Raw genomic sequence first — 18019 nt, 5'->3', positions numbered from 1 at the left:
CCCACGCAGAGCGTGGGAACGATCAGGCATAATCCGCCCCAATTCAAACAACAAGGACGCCGCCCCGTGAGCTCAGTCAGGTCGATTTTGTTGGTCGATGACGATCAAGAGATACGCGAGTTGCTGGACACCTACCTGACCCGCGCCGGTTTCCAGGTCCGTACCACGCCCGATGGCGCCGGCTTTCGCCAAGCGATGAACGAAGCACCGAGCGATCTGGTGATCCTCGACGTGATGCTGCCGGACGAAGACGGTTTCAGCCTCTGCCGCTGGATCCGCCAGCACCCGCGTCAGGCGCAGGTGCCAATCATCATGCTCACCGCCAGCTCCGACGAGGCCGACCGCGTCATCGGCCTGGAGTTGGGCGCCGACGACTACCTCGGCAAACCCTTCAGCCCCCGTGAATTGCAGGCACGCATCAAGGCCTTGTTGCGCCGCGCGCAGTTCGGTCAGGAACGTTCCGGCGGTGAAGTGCTGGCATTCGACGACTGGCGCCTGGACATGGTCAGTCACCGGTTGTTCCACATCGACGGCGAGGAAGTGATTCTCTCCGGCGCCGATTTTGCCCTGCTGAAACTGTTCCTCGATCACCCTCAGGAAATCCTCGATCGCGACACCATCGGCAACGCCACCCGAGGCCGCGACTTGATGCCGCTGGATCGCATCGTCGACATGGCGGTCAGCCGTTTGCGTCAGCGTCTGCGCGATACCGAAAAACCGCCGCGGCTGATCCGTACCGTGCGCGGCAGCGGCTACCAACTGGCAGCCAATGTGGTTGCCAGCAATGGCCACTGAGTTTCTCCGCAAACTCGCCGCCCGCGTGCCGGTGCCGCGTTCGCTGCTTGGGCGCATGTTGCTGCTGACCCTGCTCGCCGTGCTGTTCGCGCAGACACTGTCGAGCGTGATCTGGGTCTCGCAACTGCGGGCCACTCAGCTCGAAGGCCTGGTGACCAGCGCCCGCAGCCTCGCCCATTCGATGACGGCCAGCGTCAGTTACTTTCGCTCGCTGCCGGTCGCGTTTCGTCCCTTGGTGCTCGACCAGTTGCGCAGCATGGGCGGCACCCGTTTCGTGGTGACGCTCAACGACAAGCCCTTGGGCATGGACGTGCTGCCGATCACCCCGCGCAAGGAAGCCGTGCTCAAGGCGGTGGACCAGGTGTTGCGCGAGTCACTCGGCCAAGACACGGATATATCGGTGACTTTCGTCAGCCCCGAAGACCTGCGGATCTTCAACAGCGGGCTGAAACTCGATGAATTGCCGCGCTCCTGGGCGCATTACGCGCTCACCCTGGAGCCGGTGAACCCGCCCGTGCTGGTCACGCAAATCCAGATGGCGCCGGGCGAGTGGCTGTACATCGCCTCGCTCTTGCCCGAGCCTTACACCAGTCTTGAAGAGCAGGGCCTGCCGGCGCAGCAGGTCTGGTTCATCGTCCTCACCAGCGGCTTCTTGCTGTTGTTCATTGGCTTGCTGGTGCATTGGCAGAGTCGTCCACTCAAACGCCTGGCGCGGGCGGCGCGGGACATGTCCCTCGGTGCCGAAGTCGAGCCGGTGGCCGAAGGCGGCGGCAGTGAAGTGGTCGAAGTGGGCCGCGCTTTCAATGCGATGCGCGAACGCATCAGCCGTTACCTGACCGAACGCAGTCAGTTGTTCAGCGCGATTTCCCATGACTTGCGCACGCCGATCACGCGCTTGCGGTTGCGGGTCGAATTGCTCGAAGACGAAACGCTGCAAGCCAAGTTCGGCCGTGATCTGGATGAGCTGGAGCTGCTGGTCAAAGGTGCGCTGCAGTGCGTGAAAGACACCGACATCCACGAAAACATCGAACCGGTGGACCTCAATCATGTGCTCGATTGTCTGGTGGAGCCGTATCTGGCGCCCAACGGCAATGGTCGCGTTACCCAGCAGGGCCGAGCGCTGGCGGCGTATCCGGGCAAACCGCTGGCGCTCAAGCGCTGCATCGGCAACCTGATCGACAATGCGTTGAAGTATGGGCAGAACGCGCATTTGCACATCGATGACGACGAGAGCGCTTTCATCCTGCACGTCGATGACGAAGGGCCGGGCGTGCCGGAGCAACGGATGGAGCAGGTGTTCGAACCGCACTTCCGCCTGGCCGGGCAGCAGCAGGGTTATGGCTTGGGGCTGGGGATTGCGCGCAACATTGCCCACAGCCATGGCGGGGAGGTCAGCCTGCAAAACCTGCGTGAAGGCGGGTTGCGGGTGACGTTGCAGTTGCCGCGCAGTGTTGATTAGTCAGACCGCGTTATCGTTCTTCGCGAGCAAGCCCGCTCCCACATTGGATTTGCGCCGTACACAAAGCCAATGTGGGAGCGGGCTTGCTCGCGAAGGCGTCAGACCTTTCAACACATACTTCAGAGCGAATGTCACAAGCTGGTGACATAACTCGCCCCCTTCGTTACAAGCCCGCCCCCGCCCGTTGTTTAGACTGCCCGCAGTCAAAACAACAAAAAAGGCACCCCATGGACACTTTCCAACCTGCGTTCAGCAGTTGGCTCAACGCACCTGCCCATCAGCAATGGCTCGCTGCCGAAGGTTTGCGCCTGCTCGCATTTGCCAAGGCTTCAAAGCTTGCCGAAGGTTTCGGCAACCTCGATGAAAAGGGCCGTCTTCCGGCCAACGTCCATGCCGAAACCATGAACACCGCGCGCATGACCCACAGCTTCGCCATGGCGCACATCCAGGGCTTGCCGGGTTTTGCCGAGTTGGTCGATCACGGCATCCAGGCACTCAGCGGCCCGTTGCGTGATGCCGAACACGGGGGCTGGTTTGCCGTCGCCCATCATCGCGATGGCAACACCGGCAAGGCGGCTTACCTGCATGCCTTCGTGGCACTGGCCGCCAGTTCCGCAGTGGTCGCGCAATGCCCCGGCGCCCAAGCGTTGCTCGATGACGCGATCAATATCATCGACACGCATTTCTGGAGCGAGGAGGAGGGCGCGATGCGCGAATCCTTTGATCGCGACTGGAGCGGTGAAGAAGCCTACCGCGGCGCCAACAGCAACATGCACGCCACCGAAGCCTTTCTCGCGTTGGCCGATGTCACCGACGACCACCGCTGGCTGTGCCGTGCTCAACGCATCGTTGAACGAGTGATCCATGGTCGCGCCGCCGCCAACGACTACCTGGTGGTCGAGCATTTCGATCGCCACTGGCAGCCGCTGCGCGAGTACAACCACGACAACCCGGCCGACGGTTTCCGCCCCTACGGCACCACGCCGGGACACGGTTTCGAATGGGCGCGGCTGTTGCTGCACCTCGAAGCCGCGAGGGTTCAGGCCGGCATGCTCACGCCGGGTTGGCTGGCCACCGATGCGCAAAAGCTCTTCGATCATAACTGCCGTCATGGCTGGAATATTGATGGTGCGCCGGGGATTGTCTACACCCTCGACTGGGGCAATCACGCGGTGGTTCGCCATCGTTTGCACTGGACCCATTGCGAAGCCAGCGCTGCCGCCAGCGCGCTGCTTAAACGCACGGGCGACGAACAATACGAAGCCTGGTACCGGCTGTTCTGGGAATTCTGTGACAGTCATTTCATCGACCGTTGCGATGGCAGTTGGCACCATGAACTCGATCCGCAAAATCGCCCGAGCGCCGATATCTGGGCCGGTAAACCCGATCTGTATCACGCCTGGCAAGCCGTGCTGATTCCGCGCCTGCCATTGGCGCCGAGCATGGCCACTGCCTTGGGGCAGTTGTCCCAGAGCGTTCCTGTGTAACCATGTGGTGACATTCAAGCGTCCCTTCGTTACCTGCGAGGGGATGACTCCTGTTTAAAATCCTATGCAGCGCAAGCACCAGACTTGCATGCATAACAACAAGAAAGGTAATTCTAGATGAATGCGATTTCTCGCCTCGCTACTGTCATTTCTCTTGCCTCATTGCTCCCTATCTCTGCATTCCCTGTCAGTGCGCTTGCCGCCGATTCCAAAGGTTCGGTAGAAGTCGTTCACTGGTGGACCTCCGGTGGTGAAAAAGCGGCCGTCGATGTCCTCAAGGCCCAAGTCGAAAAAGACGGCTTCACCTGGAAGGACGGCGCAGTCGCCGGTGGTGGCGGTGCGACCGCCATGACCGTACTCAAGAGCCGCGCCGTTGCCGGTAACCCGCCGGGTGTAGCGCAGATCAAAGGTCCGGACATCCAGGAATGGGCGTCTACCGGTCTGCTCGACACCGACGTCTTGAAAGACGCCGCCAAGACAGAGAAGTGGGACAGCCTGCTCGACAAGAAAGTCTCCGATACCGTGAAGTACGAGGGTGACTACGTGGCCGTGCCGGTGAACATTCACCGCGTCAACTGGCTGTGGATCAACCCGGAAGTCTTCAAGAAAGCCGGCATCGAAAAAGCGCCAACCACCCTTGAAGAGTTCTACGCGGCCGGTGACAAGCTGAAAGCGGCGGGCTTCATTGCCCTGGCCCACGGCGGCCAGCCTTGGCAGGACAGCACCGTGTTCGAAGCGGTGGTCCTTTCGGTCATGGGCGTCGACGGCTACAAGAAAGCCCTGGTAGACCTCGACAACGCAGCACTGACCGGTCCTGAAATGGTCAAGGCACTGACCGAGCTGAAGAAAGTCGCGACCTACATGGACGCCGACGGCAAAGGCCAGGACTGGAACCTGGAAGCGGCCAAGGTCATCAACGGCAAGGCCGGCATGCAGATCATGGGTGACTGGGCCAAGAGCGAATGGACCGCGGCCAAGAAAGTCGCCGGCAAGGACTACGAGTGCGTAGCGTTCCCGGGCACCGACAAGGCCTTCACCTACAACATCGACTCCCTGGCCGTGTTCAAGCAGAAAGACAAGGGCACTGCTGCCGCGCAGCAGGATATTGCCAAGGTCGTGCTGGGTGAGAACTTCCAGAAAGTCTTCAGCATCAACAAAGGTTCGATCCCGGTTCGAATCGACATGCTGAACGACATGGGCAAGTACGGTTTCGACTCCTGCGCCCAGACCGCTGCCAAGGACTTCCTGGCGGACGCCAAGTCCGGCGGCCTGCAGCCGAGCATGGCGCACAACATGGCGACCACGCTGGCGGTACAAGGCGCGTTCTTTGATGTGGTGACCAACTTCATCAACGACCCGAAAGCCGATCCGGCGACTGCCGCCAAGCAATTGGGCACGGCCGTCAAAGCTGCCAAGTAATGCTTGGCCCTGTAGGAGCCGGCTTGCTGGCGATAGCGGACTGTCAGTCAGCGGATCTGCCAACTGACACACCGCTATCGCCAGCAAGCCGGCTCCTACAAAGGGCCTGCATGTAATCCTTTTTCTACGTACGGGATTTCCCCATGAGTTCTGTTGCTGTGTTCAGCAAGGCCTCGCCGTTCGATGCACTGCAGCGCTGGCTCCCGAAACTGGTGCTGGCGCCCAGCATGTTCATCGTCCTGGTGGGCTTCTATGGCTATATCCTGTGGACGTTCATCCTGTCGTTCACCACCTCGACCTTCCTGCCGACTTACAAATGGGCAGGTTTGGCGCAATACCAACGGCTGTTCGACAACGACCGTTGGTGGGTTGCGAGCAAGAACCTGGCCGTGTTCGGCGGCATGTTCATTGGCATCACCCTGGTGATCGGTGTGCTGCTGGCGGTGTTTCTTGATCAGCGCATTCGTCGCGAAGGTTTCATTCGCACCATTTACCTGTACCCGATGGCGCTCTCGATGATCGTCACCGGTACGGCCTGGAAATGGCTGCTCAACCCGGGCATGGGCCTGGACAAATTGTTGCGGGACTGGGGCTGGGAAGGCTTTCGCCTGGACTGGCTGATCGACCCGGATCGCGTCGTGTATTGCCTGGTGATCGCTGCGGTCTGGCAAGCCTCGGGCTTCATCATGGCGATGTTCCTCGCCGGCCTGCGTGGGGTTGATCAATCGATCATCCGTGCCGCCCAGATCGATGGCGCGAGCATGCCGCGCATTTACCTGAAAGTGGTGTTGCCGAGCCTGCGCCCGGTGTTCTTCAGCGCCGTGATGATCCTCGCTCACATCGCGATCAAGAGTTTCGACCTGGTGGCGGCAATGACTGCCGGTGGTCCGGGTTACTCCTCCGACCTGCCTGCGATGTTCATGTATTCCTTCACCTTCAGCCGCGGCCAGATGGGCATGGGTTCGGCCAGTGCGATTCTGATGCTCGGTGCGATTCTCGCAATCATCGTGCCTTACCTGTACTCCGAGCTGAGGACCAAGCGCCATGACTAGTTTCTCTGCCAAACCTTCCATCAGCCTGAGTCGCATCGCGATCTACGGCGTGCTGATCCTGGCCGTATTGCTTTACCTGATACCGCTGGTGGTCATGTTGTTGACCAGTTTCAAGACCCCGGAAGACATCAACTCCGGCAACCTGCTGAGCTGGCCAACCGTGGTCAGCGGCATCGGCTGGGTCAAGGCCTGGGGCACGGTGGACGGGTACTTCTGGAACTCGATCAAGATCACCGTCCCGGCGGTACTGATCTCCACCGCCATCGGTGCGCTGAACGGCTATGTGCTGTCGATGTGGCGCTTCCGTGGCTCGCAGTTGTTCTTCGGTTTGCTGCTGTTCGGTTGCTTCCTGCCATTCCAGACCGTCCTGCTGCCGGCCTCGTTCACCCTCGGCAAGATGGGCCTGGCCAGTACCACAACAGGCCTGGTGTTCGTGCACGTGGTCTACGGCCTGGCGTTCACCACGCTGTTCTTCCGTAACTACTACGTCAGCGTTCCCGATGCGCTGGTGAAGGCGGCGCGGCTCGATGGCGCGGGTTTCTTCACCATCTTCCGCTTGATCATCCTGCCGATGTCCACCCCGATCATCATGGTCTGCCTGATCTGGCAGTTCACCCAGATCTGGAACGACTTCCTGTTCGGCGTGGTGTTCTCCAGCGGTGATTCGCAACCCATTACGGTGGCGTTGAACAACTTGGTCAACACCAGTACCGGGGCCAAGGAATACAACGTTGATATGGCGGCGGCGATGATCGCCGGGCTGCCGACCCTGCTGGTCTATGTGGTCGCAGGCAAGTATTTCGTGCGCGGGCTGACGGCCGGCGCAGTCAAGGGGTAATCATGGCTACGCTCGAACTTCGCAATGTAAACAAGACTTATGGCCCCGGCCTGCCGGACACCCTCAAGAACATCGAACTGTCGATCAAGGACGGTGAGTTCCTGATCCTGGTCGGACCTTCGGGTTGCGGCAAATCGACCCTGATGAACTGCATCGCCGGCCTGGAAACCATCACCGGCGGCGCGATCATGATCGGTGACCAGGACGTCAGCGGCATGAGCCCGAAAGACCGCGACATCGCCATGGTGTTCCAGTCCTACGCGCTGTACCCGACCATGAGCGTGCGCGAGAACATCGCCTTCGGCTTGAAGATCCGCAAAATGCCCGCCGCCGATATCGAAGCGGAAGTGGCGCGGGTGGCCAAGCTGCTGCAGATCGAACACCTGCTCAACCGCAAACCCGGCCAGCTCTCCGGTGGTCAGCAACAGCGCGTGGCCATGGGCCGTGCCCTGGCACGTCGGCCGAAGATTTACCTGTTCGACGAACCGCTGTCCAACCTCGACGCCAAGCTGCGCGTCGAGATGCGCACCGAAATGAAACTGATGCACCAGCGCCTGAAAACCACCACGGTCTACGTGACCCACGACCAGATCGAAGCGATGACCCTGGGCGACAAAGTGGCGGTGATGAAGGACGGGATCATTCAGCAATTCGGTACGCCGAAAGACATCTACAACAACCCGGCCAACCTGTTCGTGGCGAGCTTCATCGGTTCGCCGCCGATGAACTTTATCCCCCTGCGTTTGCAGCGCAAGGAAGGTCGCCTGGTGGCACTGCTCGACAGTGGCCAGGCGCGTTGCGAACTGCCAATGGGCATGCAGGACGCCGGCCTTGAAGACCGCGAAGTGATCCTAGGCCTGCGTCCGGAACAGATCGTGCTGGCGGGCAGCGAGCCCAACGGTTTGCCTACCATTCGCGCCGAAGTCCAGGTCACCGAGCCGACCGGTCCCGACACCCTGGTGTTCGTCAATCTCAATGAAACCAAAGTCTGCTGCCGCCTGGCGCCGGACGTCGCGCCGAACGTGGGCGAGACCCTGACGCTGCAATTCGATCCATCGAAAGTGCTGTTGTTCGACGCCAAGACCGGTGAACGCCTGGGGGTGGCCGGTCAGCCAAAAGCCGAGAGCCACAGCGCGAACGTCGCCCAATTCAAAGGCCGCTGAAGATCAAATGTGGGAGCGGGCTTGCTCGCGAAGGCGGTGTGTCATTCAGCGGATATATCGACTGATACACCGTTTTCGCGAGCAAGCCCGCTCCCACCAGGGGGATATGCGGTGAGCGGCCTGTCGCTCTCCGCACCTGATGTAACCGCGTTAAATAAAAACAGTTAATAACAATAAAACGAGGATGTAGGGATGAAGAAGAAAAACAACGCTCAGCTTATCTGCCAGTTGTCAGCCGTTGCGGCCATGATGCTGGCCGGTAGTGTGCACGCGGCTGACGCGTTCAGCGCCGATTCCGAATGGATGACCGGTGATTGGGGTGGCGAGCGGACCAAGCTGATCGAGCAAGGTATCGACATCAAGATGGACTACGTCGGTGAAGTGGGTGGAAACCTTCACGGCGGCTACAACAACGACAAGACCGCGCGTTACGCCGACCAGTTTGGTCTGGGCGTGGCACTCGACCTGCAAAAATTGTGGGGCTGGGATAACACCCAGGCCAAGATCCAGCTCACCAACCGTAACGGCGAAAACATTTCCAATGACCGTGTTGGCGATCCGCGTGCCGGCACCTTGAGTTCCTCCCAGGAAGTCTACGGTCGTGGCCACATGGTCCGTCTGACCCAGTTGTGGATCAAGCACCAGTTCCTCGACGGCAAGCTGGACGTCAAGGCCGGTTACTTCGGTGAAGGCGAAGACTTCAACACCTTCCCGTGCGAGTTCCAGAACCTGGCATTCTGCGGTTCCCAAGCGGGTAACTGGGCGACCAACATCTGGTACAACTGGCCGGTCATGCAGGCTGCGGTCCGCGTGAAGTACAACATCTCGCCTGAGTGGTATGCGCAGATCGGCGCGTACAACCAGAACCCGTCGCAACTGGAGCACGGTAACGGCTTCAAGCTCAGCGGCAGTGGTACCAAGGGCACCGTGTTGCCGGTCGAACTGGTCTGGCTGCCGAACCCTGGCAACCTGCCGGGCGAATACCGTGTCGGTTACTACAAAAGCACGGCCAAGGCCGACGACGTTCGTGAAGACGATAACGGCGATGATGCGGCCACCAGCGGCAATGCCTATCGCAGCCACAGCAGCAAATCCGGCTACTGGTTCGTGGCGCAACAACAACTCACCAGCCACAACGGTGACAAATCTCGCGGCCTGAACATTGCTGCCAACGCCACTTTCCACGACAAGGACACCAACTTCGTCGACAACTACCAGTCGCTGATGCTGGTGTACAAGGGCCCGTTCGATGCACGTCCGAAGGATGACTTCGGTATCGGTGCCGCGCGTATCCATGTCAACGATGACGTGAAGAAAAACTCAGAGTTGGTCAACGCCTCCAACAATGTCACTGATTATCAGGACCCGCTGTTCGCGCCGCTGCGTAACACTGAGTACAACTACGAAATCAACTACGGCTTCCACGTTACCAACTGGCTGACCGTGCGTCCCAACCTGCAATACATCACTCACCCTGGCGGTGTGGATGAAGTCGACAACGCACTGGTGGCCGGCCTGAAAATTCAGTCGGTGTTCTAACGCTGTTGCGATAAGCTCCTCTCTATGTGCGCATTTTTGCGGACAGCCCAGGCTGTCCGCTTTTTTTTGGGGCGGCGCACCCCGGGTGATTTTCAGGACCGTGGCACATGCATGAGCATCCGCTACAACGCTTCTTCAAATCCTTGCGCGAACGTCCGGTGTTTGCGTGGGAGCGCTATCAGAAGCGCGATGTGCTGGTGATCGACCATCCGCTGTGTCAGGCGGTGTTCAGTCGCCAGGGCGCGCAGTTACTGCACTTCCAGCCAAAGGGCCAGAAGCCCTGGCTCTGGTGCGCGGCGAAGTGGCCGCAGGTCGGTGCGATTCGTGGCGGCGTGCCGGTGTGCTGGCCGTGGTATGGCCGTCACCCGAGCGAAAACGCCTGGCCTTCCCATGGCTGGGCGCGGTTGATCGACTGGAAGCTGCTCCATAGCAGCCATGATGACGATGGCGTGCGCCTGCATTGGCAACTTCAGTTGTGCGACTGGCAAGTGGACCTGCACGCACATCTTGGCGAACGAATGGATCTGCGCCTGAGCACCGAGCATCAAGACAGCCTGCCGTGCCAATTGAGTCAGGCTTTGCATGCCTATTGGCGTATTGGTGACGTGGGTGAGATAGCGCTGTCTGGGCTCGATGGCGCGCAGGGATACGACCAGTTGAACCGTCAGGTTTGCCAGCAGGAAGGGGAGTTGAGAGTCGAAGGCGGGTGCCAGCGGGTGTTTCAGCATGACGGTGAATTGCAGCTCAAGGACCACGCCTGGCAGCGGGAATTGTGCATCGACACCGGTGACCATGCCGACACGGTGGTCTGGCACCCGGGCTCGCGGCCGTTGCTGGGGGTGAGCTGGAACGAGATTTCAGAATTTGTCTGTGTCGAGGCGGCGAGTGGCGGGACCGATAGCTTGAGCCTGGCACCGGGGCAGAAGGCGCATTTGAGTTTGCAGGCGCGTGTGATCGTTCCCACGCTCTGCGTGGGAATGCCTCAAGGGACGCTCCGCGTCCAGTGACGCGGAGCGTCACGGGCTGCATTCCCACGCGGAGCGTTGGAACGATCGGTGTGCGCTCAGTTGAACTCATCCCCAACCGGATACCGGCTCGCATTCAAGCTCTCTTTGATCTTGCGCAAATGCGGCTGGAAATCCACGCCCCGGCGCAAGGTCATGCCCGTGGCCAGCACATCCAGCACGGTCAGCTGAATGATCCGCGACGTCATCGGCATATAGATGTCGGTGTCTTCCGGCAGTGGAATGTTCAGGCTCAAGGTACTGGCCTTGGCCAGCGGCGAGTTCTCCGCAGTCAAACCGAGCACCGAAGCACCGTTCTCCCGGGCGATGCGCGCCACTTCCACCAGTTCGCGGGTGCGACCGGTGTAGGAAATGATCACGAACAGCTCGCCGGTATGCGCCACCGACGCAATCATGCGCTGCATCAGCACGTCGGCATGGGCGGTGACGGCCAGGTTGAAACGGAAGAACTTGTGCTGCGCATCCAGCGCCACCGGAGCTGAGGCACCGAGGCCGAAGAAGTGGATCTGCCGGGCCTGGATCAACAAGTCGACGGCGCGGCTGATCAGGCTCGGGTCCAGGGCCTGCAAGGCACTGTCCAGTGACGCGATGGCGCTGCCGAAAATCTTCTTGGTGTACGCCTCGGGATTGTCGTCGGCCTCGACCGCGCGGCTGACATACGCCGCGCCGCTGGCAAGGCTCTGGGCCAATTGAAGCTTGAGTTCCGGGTAGCCGCTGACGCCGAACGAACGGCAGAAACGGTTGACCGTCGGCTCGCTGACCTTCGAGGCCTGGGCGAGGGCGGCGATGCTGAACCGGGTGGCCTGCTGTGGGTTTTGCAGGATCACTTCGGCGACTTTGCGTTCAGCCTTGTTCAGGTCTTCAAGGCGATTCTGGATCTGTTCCAGTAAATTTCGCACGCGGTCCATTTCATGTTCCTTAGGTCAGCAGCGCAAATAAGCGTTCGGCTATGCAAATTGGGCCTTTGATACGGCCCGTAACGGTGGCCTATCCTACTGATGGCTCCGACCGACCACCACTCGGAATCTGTATTTTGCGAAAATGTTGTGGTTATTACTACATTTTCCCTTGAGTGATGCCTTGAAAAAAGGTATTTGTAGCTTAACTTGATAAAAGAACAAACATCATGCCTTCGATTACGGTTGAACCGTGCACCTTTGCCTTGTTCGGCGCCCTCGGCGATCTGGCCTTGCGCAAACTGTTTCCTGCCCTTTATCAACTCGACGGCGCGGGCCTCTTGCACGAGGATACGCGCATTATCGCGCTGGCCCGTGAGCCGGGCAGCGAGCAGGAACACCTGGCGTTCATCGCCTCCGAACTGCGCCGTTACGTGGGTGCCGAGCTGGACGAAGCTGTGGTCGAACGCTTCCTGGCCCGTTTGAGCTACCTGCATGTCGACTTCCTCAAGGCTGACGATTACGTCGCCCTGGCCGAGATGGCCGGCAGCGCCCAGCGTGTAATTGCCTATTTCGCCACGCCGGCCGCCGTTTACGGCGCAATCTGCGAGAACCTGTCGAAGGTCGGCCTGACCGAAAACACCCGCGTCGTGCTGGAAAAACCCATCGGTTCGGACCTGGAATCCTCGCGCAAGGTCAACGACGCCGTGGCGCAGTTCTTCCCGGAGAACCGCACCTATCGCATCGACCACTATTTGGGCAAAGAGACCGTCCAGAACCTGATCGCCCTGCGTTTCGCCAACAGCCTGTTCGAAACCCAGTGGAACCAGAATTACATTTCCCACGTGGAAATCACCGTGGCCGAGAAGGTCGGCATCGAAGGCCGCTGGGGTTACTTCGACAAGGCCGGTCAGCTGCGGGACATGATCCAGAATCACCTGCTGCAACTGCTCTGCCTGATCGCCATGGACCCGCCGGCCGACCTGTCCGCCGACAGCATCCGTGATGAGAAAGTCAAAGTGCTCAAGGCGCTGGCGCCGATCAGCCCGGAAGGCCTGACCACGCAAGTGGTGCGCGGCCAATACATCGCCGGTTACAGCGAAGGCAAACCGGTGCCGGGTTATCTGGAAGAGCCTAATTCCAACACCCAGAGCGACACCGAAACCTTCGTCGCCCTGCGTGCCGACATCCGCAACTGGCGCTGGGCCGGCGTGCCGTTCTACCTGCGTACCGGCAAGCGCATGCCGCAGAAGCTGTCGCAGATCGTCATCCACTTCAAGGAACCGTCCCACTACATCTTTGCACCCGAGCAGCGCCTGCAAATCAGCAACAAGCTGATTATCCGCCTGCAACCGGACGAAGGCATTTCCTTGCGCGTGATGACCAAGGAACAAGGCCTGGACAAGGGCATGCAGCTGCGCAGCGGTCCGCTGCAGCTGAATTTTTCCGACACGTATCGCAGCGCACGGATTCCCGATGCCTACGAGCGGTTGTTGCTGGAAGTGATGCGCGGCAATCAGAACCTGTTTGTCCGTAAAGATGAAATCGAAGCCGCGTGGAAGTGGTGTGACCAGTTGATCGCCGGGTGGAAAAAATCCGGTGATGCGCCCAAGCCGTACGCGGCCGGGTCCTGGGGACCGATGAGCTCCATTGCTCTGATCACGCGGGATGGGAGGTCGTGGTATGGCGATATCTAATCTGCAACTGCCTCAGGGCGTCAGCGCCCATGAGTTCAAGAGCCCGGTGCTGTTGGCCGACGGTCTGGCACTGAATGTGGCCAAGCAACTGAGTGACGCCATCGACGCTCGCGGCAGCGCGACGCTGGTGGTCTCCGGTGGCCGTAGCCCGGTGGCGTTTTTCCAGAACCTGGCGAAGCAGAAACTGGACTGGTCCAAAGTGGTTGTCACCCTGGCCGACGAGCGCTGGGTGCCGGTCGAGCATGCCGACAGCAACGCCGGTCTGCTCAAGCGTTACCTGCTGCAAGGCCCGGCGGCCAAGGCTCAGTTTTTGAGCCTGTACAGCGCCACCGCGAACCTGGAGCTGGCAGCCGAGCAGGCCGACCGTTTGCTCGCCGAGTTGCCGCCGATTGACGTGCTGATCCTTGGCATGGGCGATGACGGTCACACCGCTTCGCTGTTCCCGAACAGCCCGAACCTGGCGGACGCCTTGAAAGCCGACGGTACCCGTCGTTGCTATCCGATGCTGGCGCCAACCGTGCCGCATCAGCGCCTGACCATGAGTCGCGCGCTGCTGGCCTCGGCCAAGACCACCGTTCTATCGATTTCCGGTCAGTCCAAGCTGACCACCCTGAGTGCCGCATTGGCCGGTGACGATGTCGCCGCCATGCCGATTCGCGCGTTTCTGCAACCTACGTTAGAGATTTACTGGTGCCCATGAGCCAAGGATCAGCCGCTATGACAATGACATCCCCGACCGTTTCCATGGCGGACAAAGTTGCCCTGATCGACAGCCTCTGCGCCAAGGCGCGGATCCTGCCGGTTATCACCATCGCTCGCGAACAGGACGTCTTGCCACTGGCCGACGCCCTGGCCGCCGGTGGCCTGACAGCCCTGGAAGTGACGCTGCGTTCGCAGTTCGGTCTCAAAGCCATCCAGATTCTGCGTGAGCAGCGTCCGGAGCTGGTGACCGGTGCCGGTACGGTGCTGGATCGCACCATGCTCGCCGCTGCCGAAGCCGCCGGCTCGCAGTTCATCGTCACGCCGGGCATTACCCGTGACCTGCTCGAAGCCAGCGTCGCCAGCCCGATCCCGCTGTTGCCAGGCATCAGCAACGCGTCCAGCATCATGGAAGGCTATGGCCTGGGTTATCGCCGCTTCAAGCTGTTCCCGGCGGAAGTCAGCGGTGGCGTCGCCGCCATCAAGGCCCTCGGCGGCCCGTTCGGTGAAGTGAAATTCTGCCCGACTGGCGGCGTCAGCCCGGCCAACATCAAGAGCTACATGGCGTTGAAAAACGTGATGTGCGTGGGCGGTAGCTGGATGCTTGATCCGGAGTGGATCAAGAACGGCGACTGGGCCCGCATTCAGGAATGCACCGCCGAGGCACTGGCGCTGCTGGACTGATTGGCTTTACCAAACACTTCGTTGTGTGTTCTACGGCTTTACGGTGCGCTTGGTCGGTGCACCGTTTTTTTTTGCCCGCAAAAAAATCTGGGGGCTAGCCTGCTGGCTCCCACACGAGACATCACGCGATACATAGTTACCGCACCTCGCCGCTCGACCAACGTTAACCTGCGTTCATCTTATGGAAGAGAGAACGTCATGGACGACAACACCTCAGTTGCACCCGTAACCCCGGTTTACCTGCTGTCCCCCGAGCAAATCGCCGGCCCGTATTTCCGCAATCCGAAATTGATCCGGCGCAACATCAGCGAAAGCGCCGATGGCATACCCCTGGTGCTGCGCCTGGCGATTGTCGATGCCATGACCGGCCAGCCTGTAACCGGGGCCTTGGTCGACATTTGGCATTGCAATTCGCGCGGTGCGTACTCGGGCTGGAGCAAGATCAACCCGGACAAGGAAGTCGATGTCGGTGACATCGGCTCGGTCCCGCGCACCGACGACGACACTTATCTGCGTGGCGGGCAATTCACCGACAAAAAGGGCGTGGTGCGGTTTACCACTATTTATCCGGGGTTCTATGCCGGTCGTGCCATGCACATTCATGTCGCCGTGCGCATCACGTCCGGCAACAACTTTCTCGACGAGCGACACGTCGCCTGGGTCGGTCAGCTGTACTTTCCCGAACCCGCTTCGCGCTCGGTGCTCAATGCCCGGGAGTACAGCGGCCGATCCGCTCCAGCGCTGACCAACGAGGAGGACTTCTACTACAAGCACCAAGGGGGCGAAGCTTCGACCTTGAATGTTCACACCCTCGGTCGAGACTCGAACGAGGACGGCTTTTTCGGCCACACGACTATCGGCATCGACACGTTCGCTGCGTCGACACAAATCAAACCGGAGGACTTCGACAAGTACACGGTCTGACGTCAGCGCAACTCGGTCAGTGCCCGGGCCAGCAAATCCATGTCGGCAGCGGTGGTCGTGAGCCCCGGCGTAATGCGAATGCAGGGCCCGCTCGCCGCGCCGCTGCGGACCACGGTGAACAGGTTGTAGTCCCTGAGCAGTCGCTCGACCATCGCCTGTTGATCGGCATGCCGGGTAAAGCGCATCGAAGTAATGCCGCAATACAGTCGCGGGTCATCGGGAGTCATGACATCGATCCCCGGTAGCTCGCGAACTGCGTTGACCCATCGGTTGCGCAGGTAGTTGAGTCGTGTGCTCTTGGCAGCGACGCCGCCCATGGCGAGGTGTTCCTCGAACACCAGCGGCAGTGTCAGCAGTGCCGGGATATTCGGCGTGCTGTATGGCGTGCGGGCGCGAATATCGGTGACGGGGAAATGCATCTCGCCCATGTCCGGATCGATGTCGGCCAGGCGCTCAGGGGCGACGTAGATAAAGCCCAGCGTGAGGGGCGCGCCGATCCATTTATGCAGGTTGAAACCGGCGAAAGAGATACCCAGCTCATCGAGATTGAACTCGATCTGGCCGAGGGCATGCGCGCCATCGAGGATCACGTCGATGCCGTGTTCCTTGGCGGCGGCCGCGATAGCCTGCACCGGCATGACCAGTCCGGTGCGATGGGTGACGTGGGTCAGGGCCATTAGTTTGAGCTTTGGATAACGCACGAATGCGTCGCGATAGGTGGCCAGCAAGCTGTCGAAACTCGCGGGGTGCGCGTGGTCGATTTCGATCACTTCCACGCCGCGATGCCGGGCTAGCCAACGCATTGCGCCTTTGACCGTGTCGTACTCCAGATCGCAAATCAGCACCTGATCGCCCGGCTGCAGGCGATTGTAATTGCGGATCAGCGATTGCAGACCGTCCGAGGCGTTGCGGGTGAGGGCCACGGTGTCGGCGCAAACATCGATCAGGCTGGCGAGTTGTGCCCGAATCTCGAGACTTTCGACCTGTTCGAAACGCTGGCGCACATGCACCGAATTGCTGCGATTGATCAGCTCGATGTTGCGCTGATACTCCTCGACCACGGTGCGCGACATGCGCCCGAAGTAACCGTTTTCCAGGTTGATGGGCCCGGGTTCGACCGCGTAGCGGTCGGCAAAGGTTTTCCAGAAGTGTTCATCACGGGCGCGACGGGTGTTATCGGGCATGAGCTACTCGGTTCTTGTTGGCAATTTCAGTGGCGCGGGGCAGGTTTGCCGTGTTTGGCGCGCAGCGGTTCGAGCAGGTCAGACAGACCGTTATGGTCGATCTCCTGCATCAGGGCCAGCAAACCGCCCAGTTCGCCATGCGGGAAACCTTCCCGGGCGAACCAGTTCAGGTATTGCCCGGGCAAGTCGGCAATGATTCGCCCCTTGTATTTGCCAAAGGGCATTTCCCGGGTGATCAACAGTTCGAGCTTTTCAGGGTTCATCTATCGGTCGTCTTGATTCATCAGGCTGGAAAAATACAGGCATTCTGCATGCAGGCCAATTGACAGTTCATGCAAAAAAAGCGGATACAGATTTCGTCGATAAAGACAAGTCATTGAAATATAAAGAGTAAATTAACAATTCGAAGCTGGCATGCAGGGTGCAGTAGCTATTGCATCTTTCATCAACCCGCAAGGAATTGAAAAATGACCGACATGAATAAAGAAGCGATCTCTGTACTCAACGACCTGATTGAAACCAGCAAAGACGGTCAGGAAGGGTTCAAGACTTGCGCTGAAGACATCAAACACCCTGAACTCAAAACCCTGTTCTTGCAACGCTCCACTGACTGCGCAACCGCAGCTGCCGAACTCCAGAGTGCTGTGCGTTCGATGGGTGGCGATCCGGAAACTTCCACCAGCGTCAGCGGTGACCTGCACCGTCGCTGGGTCGACGTGAAAGCGATGTTCACCGGCAAGGATGAAGAAGCCGTGCTGAACGAAGCCGAACGCGGTGAAGACCATGCGCTGAAGGCTTACAAAGAAGCCATCGAGAAAATCAACAAGCACAACCTCGTGGGCATTCGTGACCTGGTTGAACGTCAATACCACGGCGTGCAACGCAATCACGATCAGGTAAAAGCCCTGCGTAACCAGGCTCGCGCTCGCTCTTAAGCGTTCGTAGCCTGTCAAAAACGCCAGCCAGTCTGGCGTTTTTTTGTGCCTGGCGTTTAATCCTGAATCATCCCTTGTAGCAGCTGTCGAGTGAAACGAGGCTGCGATCTTTTGATTTGCTTTCAAGAAACAACATCAAAAGATCGCAGCCTCGTTTCACTCGACAGCTGCTACATAAACTGTGCGTTGTTGATGGATTCTCACCGAACCCGACTATCGTTAA

The 18019-nt window shown here is 59.7% G+C and carries 17 protein-coding genes; 14 read left to right on the top strand and 3 right to left on the bottom strand.

All coding sequences use genetic code 11. The features are described 5' to 3' along the window. The first annotated feature begins 66 nt into the window (after positions 1-66). The 9 genes from ACA072_RS22235 (at position 67) to ACA072_RS22195 (ending at position 10759) form a co-directional block, all read left to right on the top strand. Positions 67-795, top strand: coding sequence for a response regulator (locus tag ACA072_RS22235; RefSeq protein WP_131059773.1), 729 nt, complete (start codon positions 67-69; stop codon positions 793-795). Next, positions 785-2254: an ATP-binding protein gene (locus ACA072_RS22230; RefSeq protein WP_497620612.1), complete on the top strand. Its 1470-nt coding sequence runs from the start codon at positions 785-787 to the stop codon at positions 2252-2254. The genes ACA072_RS22235 and ACA072_RS22230 overlap by 11 nt, the downstream gene beginning before the upstream one ends. A 227-nt stretch (positions 2255-2481) precedes the next feature. Continuing rightward, the gene (locus ACA072_RS22225; RefSeq protein WP_497620611.1) at positions 2482-3741 is read left to right on the top strand and encodes a D-mannose isomerase; all 1260 of its coding nucleotides are present in this window, start codon (positions 2482-2484) and stop codon (positions 3739-3741) included. 117 nt (positions 3742-3858) lie between these two features. After that, on the top strand, positions 3859-5160 hold the full coding sequence (locus tag ACA072_RS22220; protein ID WP_461976136.1) for an ABC transporter substrate-binding protein: 1302 nt from the start codon (positions 3859-3861) through the stop codon (positions 5158-5160). Positions 5161-5303: 143 nt separating this feature from the next. Further along, positions 5304-6212 (top strand): carbohydrate ABC transporter permease, encoded by a 909-nt coding sequence (locus ACA072_RS22215; RefSeq protein ID WP_010457390.1) that lies wholly within the window; start codon positions 5304-5306, stop codon positions 6210-6212. Continuing rightward, complete coding sequence (locus ACA072_RS22210) at positions 6205-7050, top strand: carbohydrate ABC transporter permease (protein ID WP_403107319.1); 846 nt, start codon at positions 6205-6207, stop codon at positions 7048-7050. The genes ACA072_RS22215 and ACA072_RS22210 overlap by 8 nt, the downstream gene beginning before the upstream one ends. Positions 7051-7052: 2 nt before the next feature. Then, entirely contained in the window at positions 7053-8213 is a 1161-nt protein-coding gene (locus ACA072_RS22205) for an ABC transporter ATP-binding protein (RefSeq protein ID WP_497620609.1), read from the top strand. A 192-nt stretch (positions 8214-8405) separates the two neighbouring features. Beyond that, positions 8406-9752 (top strand): carbohydrate porin, encoded by a 1347-nt coding sequence (locus tag ACA072_RS22200; protein ID WP_497620607.1) that lies wholly within the window; start codon positions 8406-8408, stop codon positions 9750-9752. Between the two features lie 107 nt (positions 9753-9859). Beyond that, positions 9860-10759 carry a D-hexose-6-phosphate mutarotase gene (locus tag ACA072_RS22195; RefSeq protein WP_497620605.1) on the top strand — a complete coding sequence of 300 codons (900 nt, stop codon included), beginning with the start codon at positions 9860-9862 and terminating at the stop codon, positions 10757-10759. A 56-nt stretch (positions 10760-10815) separates the two neighbouring features. Here ACA072_RS22195 and ACA072_RS22190 read toward each other — a convergent pair whose 3' ends face one another. After that, positions 10816-11676: a MurR/RpiR family transcriptional regulator gene (locus tag ACA072_RS22190; protein WP_497625030.1), complete on the bottom strand. Its 861-nt coding sequence runs from the start codon at positions 11674-11676 to the stop codon at positions 10816-10818. A gap of 227 nt (positions 11677-11903) precedes the next feature. Here ACA072_RS22190 and zwf point away from each other — a divergent pair, with 227 nt between their 5' ends. From zwf to ACA072_RS22170, 4 genes are all read left to right on the top strand, one after another. Then, the gene (zwf, locus tag ACA072_RS22185) at positions 11904-13370 is read left to right on the top strand and encodes a glucose-6-phosphate dehydrogenase (protein WP_497620603.1); all 1467 of its coding nucleotides are present in this window, start codon (positions 11904-11906) and stop codon (positions 13368-13370) included. Continuing rightward, positions 13357-14070, top strand: a complete 714-nt coding sequence (gene pgl / locus ACA072_RS22180) for a 6-phosphogluconolactonase (protein ID WP_497620601.1) — start codon at positions 13357-13359, stop codon at positions 14068-14070. Before zwf ends, pgl begins: the two co-directional genes overlap by 14 nt. A gap of 17 nt (positions 14071-14087) precedes the next feature. Continuing rightward, positions 14088-14753 (top strand): bifunctional 4-hydroxy-2-oxoglutarate aldolase/2-dehydro-3-deoxy-phosphogluconate aldolase, encoded by a 666-nt coding sequence (locus ACA072_RS22175; RefSeq protein WP_497620599.1) that lies wholly within the window; start codon positions 14088-14090, stop codon positions 14751-14753. A gap of 198 nt (positions 14754-14951) precedes the next feature. Then, positions 14952-15677: an intradiol ring-cleavage dioxygenase gene (locus ACA072_RS22170; protein ID WP_497620597.1), complete on the top strand. Its 726-nt coding sequence runs from the start codon at positions 14952-14954 to the stop codon at positions 15675-15677. A 2-nt stretch (positions 15678-15679) separates the two neighbouring features. On the opposite strand, the gene ACA072_RS22165 is transcribed toward ACA072_RS22170, so the two are convergent. After that, positions 15680-16861: an aminotransferase class V-fold PLP-dependent enzyme gene (locus tag ACA072_RS22165; protein ID WP_497620595.1), complete on the bottom strand. Its 1182-nt coding sequence runs from the start codon at positions 16859-16861 to the stop codon at positions 15680-15682. 26 nt (positions 16862-16887) lie between these two features. Then, positions 16888-17124, bottom strand: a complete 237-nt coding sequence (locus tag ACA072_RS22160) for a DUF3820 family protein (RefSeq protein WP_010457368.1) — start codon at positions 17122-17124, stop codon at positions 16888-16890. Positions 17125-17328: 204 nt separating this feature from the next. Here ACA072_RS22160 and ACA072_RS22155 point away from each other — a divergent pair, with 204 nt between their 5' ends. Beyond that, entirely contained in the window at positions 17329-17796 is a 468-nt protein-coding gene (locus ACA072_RS22155; RefSeq protein WP_497620593.1) for a ferritin-like domain-containing protein, read from the top strand. Positions 17797-18019 lie beyond the last annotated feature (223 nt).

This window comes from Pseudomonas sp. LBUM1656, from assembly GCF_059716065.1.
The sequence above is the reverse complement of the archived record's forward strand: the minus strand, read 5'-3'. Positions and strand labels throughout refer to the sequence as shown.

Coding starts and splice junctions, on each gene's coding strand:
- ACA072_RS22230 (WP_497620612.1), top strand. CDS start 785: ATGGCCACTGAGTTTCTCCGCAAACTCGCCGCCCGCGTGCCGGTGCCG.
- ACA072_RS22225 (WP_497620611.1), top strand. CDS start 2,482: ATGGACACTTTCCAACCTGCGTTCAGCAGTTGGCTCAACGCACCTGCC.
- ACA072_RS22220 (WP_461976136.1), top strand. CDS start 3,859: ATGAATGCGATTTCTCGCCTCGCTACTGTCATTTCTCTTGCCTCATTG.
- ACA072_RS22215 (WP_010457390.1), top strand. CDS start 5,304: ATGAGTTCTGTTGCTGTGTTCAGCAAGGCCTCGCCGTTCGATGCACTG.
- ACA072_RS22210 (WP_403107319.1), top strand. CDS start 6,205: ATGACTAGTTTCTCTGCCAAACCTTCCATCAGCCTGAGTCGCATCGCG.
- ACA072_RS22205 (WP_497620609.1), top strand. CDS start 7,053: ATGGCTACGCTCGAACTTCGCAATGTAAACAAGACTTATGGCCCCGGC.
- ACA072_RS22200 (WP_497620607.1), top strand. CDS start 8,406: ATGAAGAAGAAAAACAACGCTCAGCTTATCTGCCAGTTGTCAGCCGTT.
- ACA072_RS22195 (WP_497620605.1), top strand. CDS start 9,860: ATGCATGAGCATCCGCTACAACGCTTCTTCAAATCCTTGCGCGAACGT.
- zwf (WP_497620603.1), top strand. CDS start 11,904: ATGCCTTCGATTACGGTTGAACCGTGCACCTTTGCCTTGTTCGGCGCC.
- pgl (WP_497620601.1), top strand. CDS start 13,357: ATGGCGATATCTAATCTGCAACTGCCTCAGGGCGTCAGCGCCCATGAG.
- ACA072_RS22175 (WP_497620599.1), top strand. CDS start 14,088: ATGACAATGACATCCCCGACCGTTTCCATGGCGGACAAAGTTGCCCTG.
- ACA072_RS22170 (WP_497620597.1), top strand. CDS start 14,952: ATGGACGACAACACCTCAGTTGCACCCGTAACCCCGGTTTACCTGCTG.
- ACA072_RS22165 (WP_497620595.1), bottom strand. CDS start 16,861: ATGCCCGATAACACCCGTCGCGCCCGTGATGAACACTTCTGGAAAACC.
- ACA072_RS22160 (WP_010457368.1), bottom strand. CDS start 17,124: ATGAACCCTGAAAAGCTCGAACTGTTGATCACCCGGGAAATGCCCTTT.
- ACA072_RS22155 (WP_497620593.1), top strand. CDS start 17,329: ATGACCGACATGAATAAAGAAGCGATCTCTGTACTCAACGACCTGATT.